This window comes from Stenotrophomonas beteli (assembly GCF_001431665.1).
GTDB classification, from domain to species: Bacteria; Pseudomonadota; Gammaproteobacteria; order Xanthomonadales; family Xanthomonadaceae; genus Stenotrophomonas; species Stenotrophomonas beteli.
Genome location: NZ_LLXV01000019.1, coordinates 21813 through 37470, shown reverse-complemented (window position 1 = coordinate 37470; position 15658 = coordinate 21813). Strand labels below are relative to the sequence as shown.

The 15658-nt window shown below is 67.9% G+C and carries 14 protein-coding genes; 6 read left to right on the top strand and 8 right to left on the bottom strand.

Features of this window, described 5'->3' with window-relative positions; genetic code table 11:
• The first annotated feature begins 70 nt into the window (after nt 1–70).
• Nucleotides 71–2698, top strand: coding sequence for a TonB-dependent receptor (locus tag ARC23_RS03740; RefSeq protein ID WP_057495993.1), 2628 nt, complete (start codon nt 71–73; stop codon nt 2696–2698).
• A 66-nt stretch (nt 2699–2764) separates the two neighbouring features.
• Here ARC23_RS03740 and betT read toward each other — a convergent pair whose 3' ends face one another.
• The 4 genes from betT to ARC23_RS03720 form a co-directional block, all read right to left on the bottom strand.
• Nucleotides 2765–4744, bottom strand: a complete 1980-nt coding sequence (gene betT / locus ARC23_RS03735; protein ID WP_057495992.1) for a choline BCCT transporter BetT — start codon at nt 4742–4744, stop codon at nt 2765–2767.
• 196 nt (nt 4745–4940) lie between these two features.
• Nucleotides 4941–5321, bottom strand: coding sequence for a VOC family protein (locus ARC23_RS03730; protein ID WP_057495991.1), 381 nt, complete (start codon nt 5319–5321; stop codon nt 4941–4943).
• A gap of 96 nt (nt 5322–5417) precedes the next feature.
• Complete coding sequence (locus ARC23_RS03725) at nt 5418–5741, bottom strand: DMT family transporter (RefSeq protein WP_057495990.1); 324 nt, start codon at nt 5739–5741, stop codon at nt 5418–5420.
• Nucleotides 5741–6094, bottom strand: coding sequence for an SMR family transporter (locus ARC23_RS03720; RefSeq protein WP_057495989.1), 354 nt, complete (start codon nt 6092–6094; stop codon nt 5741–5743). The genes ARC23_RS03725 and ARC23_RS03720 overlap by 1 nt, the downstream gene beginning before the upstream one ends.
• Before the next feature lie 159 nt (nt 6095–6253).
• Here ARC23_RS03720 and ARC23_RS03715 point away from each other — a divergent pair, with 159 nt between their 5' ends.
• Nucleotides 6254–7105 carry a LysR family transcriptional regulator gene (locus ARC23_RS03715; RefSeq protein WP_057495988.1) on the top strand — a complete coding sequence of 284 codons (852 nt, stop codon included), beginning with the start codon at nt 6254–6256 and terminating at the stop codon, nt 7103–7105.
• A 44-nt stretch (nt 7106–7149) separates the two neighbouring features.
• On the opposite strand, the gene ARC23_RS03710 is transcribed toward ARC23_RS03715, so the two are convergent.
• Nucleotides 7150–8070, bottom strand: coding sequence for a M14 family metallopeptidase (locus ARC23_RS03710; RefSeq protein WP_057495987.1), 921 nt, complete (start codon nt 8068–8070; stop codon nt 7150–7152).
• Nucleotides 8071–8201: 131 nt separating this feature from the next.
• On the opposite strand from ARC23_RS03710, the gene ARC23_RS03705 reads away from it, so the two are divergent.
• From ARC23_RS03705 to ARC23_RS03695, 3 genes are all read left to right on the top strand, one after another.
• Nucleotides 8202–10283, top strand: coding sequence for a TonB-dependent receptor family protein (locus ARC23_RS03705; protein WP_057495986.1), 2082 nt, complete (start codon nt 8202–8204; stop codon nt 10281–10283).
• A 62-nt stretch (nt 10284–10345) separates the two neighbouring features.
• On the top strand, nt 10346–12118 hold the full coding sequence (locus ARC23_RS03700; RefSeq protein ID WP_057496090.1) for a chloride channel protein: 1773 nt from the start codon (nt 10346–10348) through the stop codon (nt 12116–12118).
• A gap of 116 nt (nt 12119–12234) precedes the next feature.
• Nucleotides 12235–12951: an MgtC/SapB family protein gene (locus ARC23_RS03695; RefSeq protein WP_057495985.1), complete on the top strand. Its 717-nt coding sequence runs from the start codon at nt 12235–12237 to the stop codon at nt 12949–12951.
• Nucleotides 12952–12974: 23 nt separating this feature from the next.
• On the opposite strand, the gene ARC23_RS03690 is transcribed toward ARC23_RS03695, so the two are convergent.
• Complete coding sequence (locus ARC23_RS03690) at nt 12975–13376, bottom strand: MerR family transcriptional regulator (protein WP_057495984.1); 402 nt, start codon at nt 13374–13376, stop codon at nt 12975–12977.
• Between the two features lie 63 nt (nt 13377–13439).
• Between ARC23_RS03690 and ARC23_RS03685 the strand changes: the two genes are divergently transcribed.
• Nucleotides 13440–14267 carry a class I SAM-dependent methyltransferase gene (locus tag ARC23_RS03685; RefSeq protein ID WP_057495983.1) on the top strand — a complete coding sequence of 276 codons (828 nt, stop codon included), beginning with the start codon at nt 13440–13442 and terminating at the stop codon, nt 14265–14267.
• 87 nt (nt 14268–14354) lie between these two features.
• Here the strand turns inward: ARC23_RS03685 and ARC23_RS03680 are convergent, their stop codons facing one another.
• Together ARC23_RS03680 and ARC23_RS03675 are read right to left on the bottom strand one after the other, a co-directional pair.
• Complete coding sequence (locus ARC23_RS03680; RefSeq protein ID WP_057495982.1) at nt 14355–14645, bottom strand: DUF6959 family protein; 291 nt, start codon at nt 14643–14645, stop codon at nt 14355–14357.
• Nucleotides 14646–14767: 122 nt separating this feature from the next.
• Nucleotides 14768–15610, bottom strand: coding sequence for an OmpA family protein (locus tag ARC23_RS03675; protein ID WP_057495981.1), 843 nt, complete (start codon nt 15608–15610; stop codon nt 14768–14770).
• Between the last annotated feature and the right edge of the window lie 48 nt (nt 15611–15658).

Below are 15658 nucleotides of genomic sequence, written 5' to 3'. Positions count from 1 at the left end.
CGTCATTGGAAGGCGTACTTGCCTGCATGCGGTACTGACGGCTCCTCCCCCGTTCGGCGTTGTCGCTTCCATGTACCGCACCACCCTGAACCTGCTTGCCGGCGCCATCGCGCTGGGCCTTACCGCCGGCGCCGCCGGCGCCGCTGAATCCGCCGATGCCGGCAAGGACAGCACCACCCTCGGCACCGTGCTAGTGACCGGCTCCAACATCAAGCGCAGCGATACCGCCGGGCCCAACCCGGTGCAGATCGTCAGCCGCGAACAGATCGAGCAGACCGGCCGCTCCACCCTCACCGACGTGCTGCGCAACCTGTCGGCCAATGCCGGCAACAGCTTCGACGAGCAGTACACCGGCAGCTTCGCCGCGGGCTCGGCCTCGATCGGCCTGCGTGGCCTGTCGCCGAAGAACACGCTGGTGCTGGTCAATGGCTACCGCGTCTCCAACTTCGGCTTCGCGCTCAATACCCAGGACACCTTCGTCGACCTCAACGCGCTGCCGATCAGCGCGGTCGAACGCATCGAAGTGCTGAAGGATGGTGCCTCGGCGGTGTACGGCTCCGATGCCATCGCCGGCGTCATCAACATCATCCTGCGCAAAAACTTCCAGGGCGTGGAAGTCGGCGGCGGCTTCGGTACCGCCACCCAGGGCGGCCTCGACGAACGCAAGGCCAGCCTGCTGGCTGGCTTCGGCGACCTCGAACAGCAGGGCTGGAACGTGCTGTTCGGGCTGGACCTGCTCAAGCGCGATCGCCTCGACGCTGATCAGCGCGCCTATACCCGCAGCGGCGATTTCCGCAACAAGCCCGGTGGCCGCCTGGCCGGCTGGTCCACCGCCGGTGGCAATTGGCTGTCCAACCCACGCGCGCCGCAGCCGTTCGCCAACTGCCCCGACGGCAGCCAGCTGCGTCCCTACAGCGATTTCGGCAGCACCCTGCCCGGCCAGGCCTGCGCCTTCAACGCGCAGCCGTTCAAGACCCTGCAGCCCGGTGCCGAGCGCCTGCAGGCGTCGTTGAGTGCGACCTACCGCTTCAATGACAGCGTCGAGGCATTCGCTGACGTGCTGTACAGCCACAACAAGGCCGACCAGATCTTCAGCGCGCCGCTGACCGTCGGCCCCGGCCTGCGCGCCTACAACCCGGCCACCGGCACCCTGATCGACGTACCGGCGGTGTTGCCGGTCGGTCATCCGAACAACCCGGGCAGCGCGCCGCTGCCGTTCGAGTACACCTTCTTCGATCTCGGCCCGCGCCTGAAGGACAACACGCAGGTGTTCTACCGTGCCCTGGCCGGCGTGCGCGGCAGTGGCGAGCGCTGGGACTGGGAAGTGGCGGCGTTGACTTCACAGAGCGCGCAGCGCGAATACGTGGACAACTTCGTCAACCGCTACGCGTTCGAGCAGATCCTGCGCGATGGCAGCTACAACTTCCTCGATCCCTCCAGCACGCCGGGGGCGCTGGACGCCCTGCGCCTGCAGACCAAGCGGCCAGGCTGGTACAAGCTGCACGCGTTGAACCTGAAGGCCTCGACCTCGCTGTGGGAGATGCCCGCCGGTACGGTCGGCTTTGCCTGGGGTGCGGAGTTCCGCAAGGAATCGCTGGACGCGCGCACCAGCGCGCAGGTGCTGTCGGGCACCGAACTGCGCCCGGCCATCAATGTGGTCAACGGCGAGCGCCAGGTCAGCGCCGCCTATGCCGAACTGAGCGTGCCGCTGCACCGCACGCTGGAACTGCAGGTAGCCGGTCGCGGCGACCACTACGATGATTTCGGCAAGGCGTTCTCGCCGAAGCTGGCGCTGCGCTGGCAGCCATTGGACAGCCTGCTGCTGCGCGGTTCGTTCTCGCGCGGCTTCCGCGCCCCCTCGCTGCCGGAAATCGCGCCGGGCCAGACCGTCAGCTATGGCTCGGTGATCGATCCGCTGGATCCGCTGCAGCCCGGCGGCAGCCGTGGCGTGACCAACATCCGCACCGGCAACCCGGACCTGAAGGCCGAGCGCTCGCGCAACTTCAATGTGGGCGCGGTGTGGTCGCCCGATGGCGATACCAGCATCGGCCTGGACTGGTATCGCATCGAGCAGGACAACCTGGTCAAGCCGGACAGCGCACAGTTCATCGTCGACAACCCGACGCTGTTCCCCGGCCGCGTTCAGCGTGATGCACAGGGGCGCATCCAGTTCATCACCAACCAGTACGCCAACCAGGGCGAACTGACCACCTCCGGGCTGGACCTGGACGCCAACCGCACCTTCCGCACCGAGGGCTGGGGCAGCTTCACCGTGGCCGGCAGCTGGACCCACCTGCTCAGCTTCAAGCAGCCGCTGGTGGCCGGGCAGGCACCGTATGAAGGAGCCGGCAACAACCGCCACGGCGCACTGCCGCGCACCCGCGGCACCACCTCGCTGAACTGGGCAGTGGGCGACTGGAGCAGCACGCTGAGCCTGCAGTACGTGAGCGGCTATGACCAGCGCGTGGCAACGACGACCAGCAACCCGGGGCTGCGCAACCGCATCAAGCCGTATCACCAGCTGGACCTGTACGTGGCCTACGAAGGCATTGCCAACACCACGCTGTCGCTGTCGGTGCTGAACCTGACCGACAAGGACCCGCCGTTTGATCCGGCTGGTGGCTCCAGTGGTTTCGACATCAGCCAGTACAACCTGCGCGGGCAGTTCGTCTCGCTGGGCGCGCGCTACCGGTTCTGATGCGCCAACGGGGCGGCGGTGATGCGCCGCCCCGTTCGCGTTGCCGGCCAGCGGCCGGCACTACCATCACCGGCTCAGGTGCAGGAACTGCAGGTGCCGTTCGTACTGGCTGATGATGTCGTTGATGATCTGCTTGCGGCTGTAGCCCACCAGGTCGTAGTCCTGGCTGCCTTCGAACAGGTGCACTTCAGCGCGGTAGTAGCGCTGGTTGCGCAGCTGCTGCGCGGCGAACGACGGGGTCAGGTAACCGCTGAGGATCACCCGGTACAGGAAATCCTGCTGCTCGCCGTGGTTCACCGTCAGCTCCATGTCGCCGGCCTCGAAGCGCGTGGCCACATCCCAGCCCTGCCCGCGCAGCTGCTCGGCAACCGCCTCCATCGCCGGCTTCACCGTATCGTCCATGAAACGGTAGACCTGGTCGCGAACCGGGAAATGCATCGCCTGGCTCAGGCGCTGGCGCCAGCCCTGATGATGGCGGTCGTCGCCGATCAGCGGCGATGGGCGGTACTGCAGCGCGCGCTTGCGGTGCGACTCGTCGCTGAAGGCGCGGGTCAGGCCCCACATCATCAGCAGCAGGATCGCCGAGAACGGCAACGATGCCAGCACCACGGCCGACTTGAGCGCATCGATGCTGCCGGCCAGCAGCAGGCCGGCGGTCAGAACGGCAATGACCGTGCCCCAGAACACGCGCAACCAGCGCGGGCCGTCGTCCTCCGGCGCGCCGCCATGCGAGGACAGCGTGGACAGCACCACCGCACCCGAATCAGCTGACGTCACGAAGAAGATGAAACTGACCAGCACCGTCACCGTGATCACCGCGCGGCTCCACGGGTAGCTGTCCAGCAGCGCATAAAGCACGGTCGGTGGATCATCCACCGCCAGCTGCGCCAGATGCGCCTGCCCATGGTGCAGGACCTGGTCCAGCGCGCTGTTGCCGAAGATCGACAGCCACGCCAGGGTGAAGCCGAGCGGAATCAGCAGCACGCCGAACACGAACTCGCGGATGGTGCGGCCCCGCGAGATGCGCGCGATGAACAGGCCCACGAACGGTGCCCAGCCGATCCACCACGCCCAGTAGAACACCGTCCAGCCGCCCAGCCATTCCGGGCGACCGCCGTAGGCGTACACGTCGAAACTCTTGCCGACCACGCTGCCCAGGTAATCGCCCAGGTTCTGCATCAAGGTACTGAACAGGTACTGCGTCGGGCCGGCAAACAGCATGAACAGCACCAGCGCGATCGCCAGCAGCATGTTGATGTTGGCCATCCAGCGCACGCCCTTTTCCACGCCGGAGACGGCCACGGCCACCGCCGCGCCCATCATCGCCACCACCAGGATGATCTGCACCAGGTTGGAATGCGGCACGTTGAACAGGTGCGACAGGCCAGCGTTGAGGTGCAGCACGCCAAAGCCCATGTCGGCACCGATGCCGAACACGGTGGCAACAATGCCCAGCGCGTCTACGGTGTAACCGATCGGGCCGTTGATGCGCTTGCCGATCAACGGGTACAGCGCCGAGCGCAGGGCCAGTGGCAGGTTGTGGCGATAGGCGAAGTAGGCCATCGCCATCGCCGCCAGCGCGAACACCCCCCAGCCATGCAGGCCCCAGTGCAGGAACAACAGCTGCATCGCCTGGCGCGCGCCAGCCTCGCCTGCGGCCGGATCGCCCTGCGGCGGCTGCAGGTAATGGGTCAGTGGTTCGGAAACGCAGAAGAAGAACAGGGTGATGCTGATGCCGGCGGCGAACAGCATGCCGGCCCAGGAGAGGTAGCTGAACTCCGGCTCGTCGTGGTCGGCGCCGAGCTTGATGCCACCGTACTTGGACAGCGCTACGCCGACCACGAACACCAGGTACAGGGTCATCGCCAGCAGGTAGTACCAGCCGACATTGAGGGCGGCCCAGTCCTGCGCCTTCAGCAGAAGGCGGCCTGCCCCCAGCGGGAACAGGCTGACGAACAGCGCGAACGCCACGACAACGATCGCCGCGAAGGCGAACACAGGCCGAAGGGTGCGCACCGGGGATTGTTGCGGCTCCAGTACATCCATGGGGCGGCGTTCTCCGGTAGATCAAAGGGTTAGCCGACCGATTCTGGCTGAACCGCAGTGGACAGAGCATGAAGTTGCGCCCAGCGGTCACAGGCCTGGCCGACTCTTCCGTGGTATCACGCGCGCGCTGCAACGCACCCGCGCCTGCGCTTGCTGCGCGGGCCGCCTGCAACGCGGTCACGCGCAGTCTGTCCGATCACGACATTGGGTGCACCGCACACAGCTTGTTGCCATCCGGGTCACGCAGATAGGCCAGGAACAACGGGCGACCGGCCATGTTGCGGATGCCGGCAGGATCTTCGACAGCGGTGCCACCGTGGGCGACACCGGCGTCCTGCCAGGCGCGTACGGCCTCCGCACTGCCCAGGCTGAAGCCGATGGTGCCGCCGTTGGCATGGCACGCCGGTTGCCCATCGATCGGCGCAGTCACACCGAACATCCGCCCATCCTTGAAGTACAGCAGCCGGCCCTTCTCGTCGAACACGCCCGGACGTGCCCCCATCGCGGCGAACAGGGCGTCGTAGAAGCGACGCGCGGCCTCCATGTCGTTCGTTCCTACGGTGATGTGGCTGAACATGCGGGCACTCCATGTGGAAAACCGCAGTGTCGATGAGCAGGAGCGACTTCGCAAATCGCTGCACCATCGCCGCCCAGCTCGCGACAAGGCGTGCTGCTACTTGGCGGTGCTGAGCAGCAGTACCGCCGCCGTGACCAGGGCGATGCCAACCCAGCCGATCGGCCGCAGGCGGTTGCCGAACAACAGGCGGCCGCAGCTGGCGGTGCCGATTACCCCGATCGCCCCCCACATTGCATAGGCCGTGGCCAGATCCATGTAGCGCACCGCCTGGCCCAGCAGGGCGAAGGCGATCCAGACCATGACGATCGCGCCGACACCCCAGCGCCAGCGGCGGAAGCCTTCCGACTTGGCCACCATCATGTTGGCGGCGACGTCGATCAGCGCCGAGCAGATCACGAAAAACAGGGCCAGGGTGTTCATCAGTGCGCCTCCCCGAGGGTGACGCAGACGATGCCGGCCACCGCCAGCACCAGGCCGGCCAGCTGCTGCAGCGACAGGCTTTCACCGAAGACGGTGAGTCCGACCACGGTCAGCAGGGTCAGGCCCAGGCCTTCCCACACTGCGTAGGCCACGCCCACGGCAATGCGGCGCACCGACTGTGCCAGGAAGAAGTAGGACAGTGCCAGCGCGCCGGCCATGATCAGATAGCCGCTCCAGCCGCCATCGCGGGCGGCATGGGCCATGAACGAGGTGCCGACCACTTCAGCGACGATCGCCACGGTCAGGCAGGCCCAGGCGACCAGCGCGCCACGGGCGGGAACAGTACGGGACATATGAAACTCCTTGCAGGGCGGGGACCGCGCCGCCTCTTCAATGGGTCCACGGCATGCGTGGAGGGTCCGGAACACCCCGCAGACAGGGGCGACGGTGGCCAGTATCATCGCCTTTTACGGTGGTATCAAAATGGATTCCATCGAAAGGAGCGATGGATCATGCCCTACTCCCCCGAATCCCTGCAGGCCTTCGTCGAAGCCGCGGCACTGGGCTCGTTCTCGGCCGCGGCGCGACGCCTGCGCAAGACCCAATCGACAGTCAGCACCGCCATCGCCCACCTGGAGGCCGACCTGGGCGTTAGCCTGTTCGACCGCAGCGGCCGCTACCCGCAACTGACCGAAGCCGGCCGCCAGGTGCTGGGCCATGCGCAGGAGATCCTGGCTGCCGATGCTCGCCTTCAGCAGTTGAGCGTCCGCTTGGCCGCGCCGGTCGAAGCGCGGCTGACCGTGGTGTTCTCCGATGTCTACCAGCTCGATCCGGAGCAGCGGATCCTGCAGCGCTTCGCCGAGGCGTTCCCGGAGATCGAACTGGAATGGCTGGATGCCGAGGGCGATGACGTGCTGGAACGGGTGAGCAGCGGCCGCGCCGTGCTGGGTCTGCTGCCGCGCCAGGAGCGCTATCCGGATGGACTGATCGCGCGGCCGCTGGCGCACCACAGCGAGTTGTCAGTGTACGTGGCGCGCCGGCACCCTCTAGCCAGCGCCGGGCGTCGCGCCGCCGCGCAGCTGGCGCGGCACCGGCAGGTGCGGTTGAGCGCCGAGGTCGACCATGCGCGCGCGGTCACCGGCCTGGCATGGACCGCCACCGATTACCTGATGGTGATGGAAATGGCTGAGGACGGCATCGGCTGGGCCGAGCTGCCACGCGCGCTGGTACAGCGCTACGACCGCGGGCAGCTGGTGGAACTGACCCTACCCGGCTGGCCACGGCGCATCCACAGCGACCTGCTGTGGCGCCGCGACACGCCGCCGGGGCCGGCGGCCCTGTGGTGGGCCGACGCGCTGGGGTGACACGGATAAGGGGACGGTTGCCGGCCAGCGGCCGGCACTACCGGTCAACCATGGGCGAGCGCGTAATCCAGTGCCGCGCACACCGCCGCCACCTGGGCATCGTTGCACTGCTGCGGGGTGGCGCGCGGGCTGTCCGGGTAGACCTCGGTGGTGGTGGTGAACTTCGCACCGGTGATGCCCGCGCACAGTCCGAGCTTCACCAGCGGATACTCGATCACGCCGTGGGCGATCACCGGCGAACCGATGATCTCGCCTTTGTCATCGGCGGGGGCGATATGGGTGACCTTCTCCACCGCGGCGATCACCGCCTGCTGGAAGGCCGGCTGCGGATTCTCGCTGTCGTCCACCAGGTAGAAACCATCGGGAATCAGGCCCGGCTCGAACGGCTTGCCGTCACGCGCGGCCAGCGCCGGGCGGAACTCGCTCTCGTCGCTGTCGGTGGTCTCGTGCAGGTCGATGTGCAGCACGAACTGCCCCTTGTACGGCGCGATCAGCTCGATGACCGCGGTTGACTCGCGCGCAGGGCCATCGGCGCGGAAGTTGCGGTTCGGATCGATCGCATCGTAGTTCCAGCGGTTGATGCGCTCGAAGCCCCACGGGTTTACGCACGGCGCCACCAGCAAATTGGCCTTGCCGGCATAGTCGGCGGCGTGCTTCTCAAGGAACTCCAGCGCGCCCATCACGCCGCTGGTCTCATACCCATGCACGCCACCGGTAACCAGCGCCGCCGGCAGCGCCGGGTTCCAGTCGCGGCTGCGCAGGGCGAACAGGGTGTAGGTCTCACCGGCGTAGTCGAGCTGGCCATAGGCCACCTTGTCGAAGCGCGAGGCCAGCGCGTCAATGCGCGGCAGCACCTCCTCGTCGTAGCGGCGCAGGCGCTGCTGGCGACCACGCCACGCTTCCCGTTCCGCCGCTCCCCACGGCTGGCCAGGGATTCCGACGGGGTAGAAGGCGGCTTGGGACATGGCGGATCTCGGCGGGTCAGGAAGCAATCTGCAATTTTACCACCCGGTCGTCGGGATGAACCGGTGGTGCATTCCATTGGCGAATGGAATCAGCAATAATTCTCATTTACGACCTTCCACGACCTGCATCAATGCCCACCCACGCCCTGCAACCGGCCCGCCTGCCGCTGGCGGCCGCCCTCGCCCTGTGCCTGCTCCCAGTCGCCACCGCATCCGCCCAGGACAGCGCCACCACGCTGGACAGCATCCAGGTGTCCGGCAGCTGGCTGGGCACCGGCCTGCACGACAGCGTCAAGCGCTTTGCCGGCGCACGCACGGTGGTCGACCGCCAGCGCATCGAGGCCAGCGGCGCGGCGAGCATCGGTGATGCCATGCGCCGCATCCCCGGCGTGCAGGTCACCGACAACTCCGGCACCGCTGGCAGCTCGGTGTCGTTGAACATTGGCGTGCGCGGCCTGACCGGGCGCTACTCGCCGCGCTCGACCGTGCTGCTGGACGGCGTGCCGCTGGCGGTGGCGCCGTATGGCCAGCCGCAACTGTCGTTCGCACCGACCAGCCTGTCCAACATCGAATCGATCGACGTGGTGCGCGGCGGCGGCGCGGTGCGCTACGGACCGCAGAACGTGGGCGGCATCATCAACTTCAGCACCCGCGCCATTCCCACCGGCATCGGCCTGCACGGTGAGGCGGGCGTGCGTTACACCGCCTACGACCATGGCGGCGGTGACAGCACCCAGTACAACGCCTTCCTCGGCGGCACCGGCGACAACGGCCTGGGCGCGGCCTTGCTGTATTCCGGCCAGGACGGCCGCGGCTGGCGCCAGGGCAGCGACGACCGCTTCGACGATCTCGCGCTGAAGTTCGCCTACGCCATCGACGAACAGCAGGAACTGCGCGCCAAGCTCTCCTACTACGACGCGCGTTCACTGACCCCGGGCGGCCTGACCCGCGCCCAGTACGAGGCCGATCCGTTCCAGAACACCCGGCCGGCTGACTTCTGGAAGGGCCACCGCACCGGCATCGACCTGGGCTACACCAACACGCTGTCGGCCGACAGCGAGTTCGAGGTGCTGGCCTATTACAACGAAAGCAGCCGTGCCAGCTCGCTGATCAACGCCGCCAACACCCAGCTGACCGTACAGCCGCGTGACTACCGCGTGCTCGGCATCGAGCCACGCTACACCCAGCGCCTGCACTGGGGCGCCAGCGTGCACGACATCACTGCCGGCTACCGCTTCCTGCGTGAGCGTGGCAACGACCGCAGCTACACCGTCACCCGCCGCACCGGCGTGGCCAGCGCCACCACCCGCTTCGACAACGCCACCGACGCCCACGCGTTCTACATCGACGACCGCATTGCGATCGGCCAGTGGCGGATCACCCCGGGCATGCGCATGGAATGGATCGACATGGACCGCCGCCAGGCCGCGGGCGCGGCGACCTTCAGCAGCCGCAACGACAAGGCCCTGCCCTCGCTCAACATCGCCTACCTGCTGACCCCGCAGCTGACCGTGTTCGGCAACTACACCACCTCGTTCGGGCCGGTGCAGAACATCCAGCTCAATTCGCAGACCGCCAGCAACCCGCTGAACCCGGAAATCGCCAGGACCACCGAACTCGGTGCGCGCTGGCAGGACGGCGCACTGCGCGCGGAAGTGACCGTGTTCAAGATGCGCTTCGACAACCAGATCCTGCAGGTCCCGGGTATCACTCCCCCGACCTTCCAGAACATCGGCGCCACCGATCACAAGGGTGTGGAGAGCGCGCTGGAGTACCGCTTCGCCGAGGACAGTGCACTGGCCGGGCTGGAGTTGTACGCCAACTACACATGGACCAAGGCGATCCAGCAGTCCGGTGGCAACCGCGGCCTGGACGTGCCGTTCTACGCGCGCGACACCGACAGCGTCGGCGCCCGCTACGCGCTGGCCGGGTGGACCTTCAATGTCTCCAGCACCCATCAGAGCGGCCAGTTCTCCGATGCCGCCAACACCTGGGAAGAAACCGCCGATGCGCGCGTGGGTCGCGTGCCCGGCGTGCGCCTGTGGAACGCGCAGGTGGCCTGGCAGGTGCCGGGCCTGGGCGACAGCGAAATCGCGCTGGGCGTGAACAACCTGGCCGACAAGCGCTGGTACACCCGCAACGTCGATGGCAACGCCGGCCGCATGGTGGCTGCGCCACGCACCTTCTACGTGCAGGGCCGCTACCGCTTCTGAAGCGGTAACCGCCCGATGCAGTGACGGTGGCGATCACGGTGGCGGCGTATCATGCCGCCACCATGTCACTGCCTGTTTCGCCATCGCGCCTGCATCTGGCCCTCCAGGGCCTGCGCCTGCGGCTGCGCGGCAGCGACCTCTGGTTCATCGCGCTTGCCCTGCTGGTCGGCCTGATCGCCGGTTACCTGACCCTGCTGCAGTCCGGCATCGCGCGATGGCTGCAGGGGGCGCTCTACGGGCTGGACGACGGCATGCGCCTGAGCTCCCTGCCCTCGCTGACCTGGACTGCATTGCTGGTGCTGCCGCTGGGGGGCCTGCTGGTCGGGCTGGTCAGCCTGGCCGCGACCCGGCTTAAACGCCCCCTGCTTGATGCGGTGGAAGCCAATGCCCTGCACGGCGGCCGCATGTCGATGCGCGACAACCTGATCGTGCTGACCCAGACCCTGCTCTCCAACGGCTGCGGCGCGTCGGTCGGGCTGGAGGCGTCGTATACGCAGATGGGGGCCGGCAGCGGCTCGCAGCTGGGCCGGGTGATGCGCCTGCGCCGCAATGACGTGCGCATCCTGGTCGGTGCCGGTGCCGCCGGCGCCATCGCCGCCGCGTTCGGTGCGCCGCTGGCGGGCGCGTTCTATGCGTTCGAGATCGTCATCGGTGCCTACACCCCTGCTGCGCTGGCACCGGTGGCCGTCGCCGCGCTGGCCGGCGCCTTCGTGGCCGACCAGGCCGGCATCGAGGCCTACCTGCTGCCGGCGGCCTCGACCATCGACGTGCGCGCCGCCGACTATGCCATCTACGGCCTGCTCGGCTGCTGCTGCGCGATGATCGGCATCGCCATCATGCGGCTGATCGCCTCGATCGAAGGCACTGTCAAACGCAGCCCGCTGCCGGCCTGGGGACGGCCGGTGGTCGGCGGCCTGTTGCTGATTCCGCTGGCGCTGGCCAGCCCGCAGGTGCTTTCGTCCGGGCATGGCGCGCTGCACCTGGACCTGACCACCCACCTGCCATTGATCTGGATCGGCGGCCTGCTGACCCTGAAGTGCCTGGCCTCGGGCATCTCGCTGGGCTTCGGCTTCCGGGGTGGCCTGTTCTTCGCCTCGCTGTTCATGGGCACCCTGGTGGGCGCGCTGTTTGCCGGGCTGCTGGGCATGGCCGCCGGCGTGCCGGTGGTCGATGCCACCTCGGCCGCACTGGCCGGCATGGCCGCACTGGCCGCCGCCGTGGTCGGCGCACCGATGACCATGGCCATGCTGGTGCTGGAAGGCACGCACGATTTCCTGCTGACCAGCGTGGTGATGAGCGCGGTGCTGGTCTCCAGTACGCTGGTGCGGCAATGGTTCGGCTATTCGTTCTCGACCTGGCGCATGCACCTGCGTGGCGAGACCATCAGGAGCGCCCGCGATGTGGGCTGGGTACAGAACCTCAATGCCGGCCGGTTGATGCGCAAGGGCGTGGCCACGGCCCCCGCCGACCTCGACACCGGCGCTTTCCGCCAGCGCTTTCCACTGGGCTCCGGTACCCGGGTGGTCCTGATCGACAGCGAAGGCCACTACGCGGGCATCGTGCAGATTCCGCATGCCTATGGCGACGGCGTGACGCCCGGCACACCGATCGGCGAGCTGGCGCAGAACCGCGACGTCTCGCTGGCGCCCTCTTCCGACGTAGTGAGCGTGATGCGGCGCTTCGACCAGACCCAGGCCGACGAACTGGCCGTGGTCGGCGCCGACGGCCAGGTACTGGGCGTGGTCTCTGAAGCCTTCGTACGCAAGCGCTACGCCGAGGAACTGGACAAGCGCCAGCGCGAGCTGATGGGCGAGCGCGTCGAGGACACCGACTGACCCCGCAAAAAGGGGACGGAGGGGATTAAGTCGTTTCCGGCACGCTGGCTATCGACATCCCGGATATCCACGCATTGCGTGGATCTACTGTCACCTCGACCGGGTAGACTCCGGCCATGCGCTTCATCGAAACCTTCCAGGCCGGCCCCTTCGCCGACACCGTGGTCAGCCTGCTGGCCGCCTTCGTGCTGGGCACGCTGATCGGCGCCGAGCGCCAGTACCGGCAACGCACCGCCGGCCTGCGCACCAACGTGCTGGTGGCGGTGGGCGCCGCTGCCTTCGTCGATCTTGGAATGCGCATCGCGGGCAGCGCGGAGGCGGTGCGGGTCATTTCCTATGTCGTCTCCGGGGTCGGCTTCCTTGGCGCCGGCGTGATCATGAAGGAAGGCATGAACGTGCGTGGCCTGAACACCGCCGCCACGTTGTGGTGCTCGGCAGCGGTGGGCAGCTGCACCGGCGCGGACATGCTGGCCGAGGGCGTGCTGCTGACGGTGCTGGTCATCGCCGGCAACACCCTGTTGCGGCCGCTGGTGAATGCGATCAACCGCATTCCGATCAACGAGGCCGCCACCGAAGCCACCTATGAGGTGCGGCTGAGCGTCGACGCCGAAGCGGTGCCGCGCGTGCGCGAGCGGCTGGTCGACGCACTCGAAGCGGCGCAGTACCCGGTGGGTGATGTGCAGGTGGTCGAGCATGCCGATGCGCCCACCGACGTGATCGCGGTCCTGGTCAGCACGGCGGTCAGCGCCGACGAGCTGGACGTCGTGCTGGCGCGGATGGAACAGGTGCCGGGGGTGCTGCACGCGACCTGGGAAGTCAGCACGCGCGATTGATTCATCCACTAGGCGCGATCTGCTCACCCACCCAGGCGCCGCTGCGCGCGCAGCAGTTTCCGGAACGAACTGCACTGGCGGGCATCGTGTGCCTGCGGGCAGGCAGCAGCGCGCTGAAGGTGGCGACGGACCCGCTGCAGCCGGGTGATCTGCCGCTGAAGCAGCTCGGCCTGCGCCAGCAACGCCTCTCGGTCCAGGGTGATGCCCCCCTGCTGCGGCAGGGACGCGCCGATCTGCTGCAATGACAGCCCAGCCGCCTGGCCAAGGCCGATCAGCGCCAGCCGCTCCAGCACCGCCTCGCTGTATTGCCGGCGCAGCCCGCGACGGCCCAGGGTCTGCAGCAATCCCAGCTGTTCGTAGTAACGCAGGGTCGAGGCCGGCACGCCGCTGCGCCGCACCACCTCGCCGATATCCAGTTCACGCACGGGCTTGACCTCAAGTCGCCTTCAAGCGCCAAGCTATCGCCACGTTCCCGCCGAGACAAGGCCGTGGCCAGTACGTCCCCCGTTGATCAGAACGCCCTGTGGAACGGCCCTGGAGGGCAGGCATGGGTCGCCCAGCAGTCCGTCCTGGATGGCCTGTTCCAACCGATGGCCGACCTGCTCGCGGCCGAGCTGCCGCAGACCGTCACGCAACTGCTGGACGTCGGCTGCGGCACGGGGGCCAGCCTGCTGGCCGCTGCCACTGCACGCCCGTCTGCCCGCTGCACCGGCCTGGACATCTCCGCACCCATGCTGGCGCTGGCCCGGCAGCGTGCGGACAGGGCCAGGCTGGGGGCCGATTTCATCGTTGCCGATGCCGAGCGGCATCCATTGCCATCCGCACACTTCGACTGGATCCAGTCACGGCTGGGCGTGATGTTCTTCGAGGACACCGCCGCTGCCTTCGGCAACCTGCATCGAGCCGTACGGCCCGGCGGCGGCCTGTGCTTCATCGCCTGGCGCGGTGCCGACGAAAATCCATTCATGACCACCGCCGAGCGCGCGGTGGGCCACGCACTGGCACTGCCGCCACGGGTACCGGGCGCGCCGGGGCAGTTCGCCTTTGCCGATGGCCAGCGCGTGCGCCACCTGCTTCAGGTATCCGGCTGGAGGGAGGTGGAGGTGGTCGCGGTGGAGGTGCCCTGCTCGATCGCGCGCGACGATCTGCCGGCCTACGTCGGCCAGCTGGGCCCGGTCGGCCAGGCGCTGCGGACGCTGCCCGAAGCCGAGGCCGCCGCGCTGCGCGACCAGGCACTGGCTGCATTCGCACCGTTCATCGACGGCGACCGCGTGCGCGTGGACGCCGCCTGTTGGTTGATCCGCGCACGCGCCTGATACAGGAAAAAGGGGACGGAGGGGATTAAGTCGTTTTCGGCAGAGCCGGGGCACGAACGACTTAATCCCCTCCGTCCCCTTTTTCTTCTAGAGCGCCTCGCCAGCGTCGGCCAGGCGCGATTCGATCAGCGCGTACCACTGCTGCAGCACGTCGATCAGCATGTCCAGCTCGGCATCGGTGCGTTGCGCGCGGCCGCTGCGCAGGCAGGCCTGCGCCTCCTGCAGCTGGGCAAGGAAGCCGGCCACGGTATCGGCCTGCAGGATCAGGCCTGGCAGGCGTCGCCCGGGAATGCGCACCACCGCATGGTTGCCCAGTTGGCCGTACACGCTCAGCGTCGTTTCCGTTTTCATGGCGAGGGGCAGGAATTGGGCGTTCATGGCATGCACCGTATGAAAACCTGAGCCGCCGGCAGGCGTGGAAGACGGGGGAGACGTTGCCACGTCCTGCCGGCGATTCAGGGGGGACTCGGGATGCCGGGGCGCTGCCCCGGCACAGGACGTCAACGAGGCTGCGCGACCCCGGCAATCTGCACCCGCCGATTCGGCGCCAGGCAGGCAATCAGCTCTCGGCGGTTGCGCTGCGCGCACTGCACCAGCGGATCGGCTGCACCACGCCCTTCGGCACTGATGCTGGCGGCCGGCACCCCACCCTGTACCAGGGCATTGCGTACCGCCTCCGCGCGGCGCAGTGACAACGCCTGGTTGTAGCTGGCACTGCCGATGCGGTCGGTGTAGCCGGTCACGCGGATGGACTGCACCTGGCTGGCCTCGCGCACCTGCGCCAGGATCCCCTGCACGGCCTGCTGGCCTTCGTTGCTCAGCACCGCGCTGTCGAAGCCGAACAGCGCATCGGCAGACAGGCGCAAGGGCTGTTCCGGCAGCGGCGCCGGAGGCGGCGGAGGCGGCGCCGGGGGCCGCGGCGGCTCGAGCACGGCCGCGCACGATTCGGGTTTCCAGTAGCCGCCCTGGGCAATGCCCTTGCTGTCGAAACGCACCTGGAACTGGCAGGTGAAGTACTCCGCACCCTGTGCCGTGCGGAAGTTGAACAGGTAGTTCCACTCACGCACGCCCCACATTCCTTCGTTGAAATGCGGCGTCCCCAACAGCGTGTACAGCTGGCGTTTGCTCATGCCCGGCGCGAAACGGCGCAGGTCGGCAACGTCCGGATAGATGCCTTCCTTCAGCGAGGCCTTCGACGCCTCGGGGAAGTGAACGGCAGTGGCTTCTGCCGGGCCGTCGGCTGCCGGTGCGTGGCTGCGGCAGGCGGCCAGCAGGCCGATTCCCAGTACCAGGCCCAGCGCGGCGGCCAGCTGGCCGGCCCGGGCGATGCGATGCTGATTCATGTCATTCCCCCTGTAGACGTTTCCGCAATGCCGGGCCGCCTCTGCGGC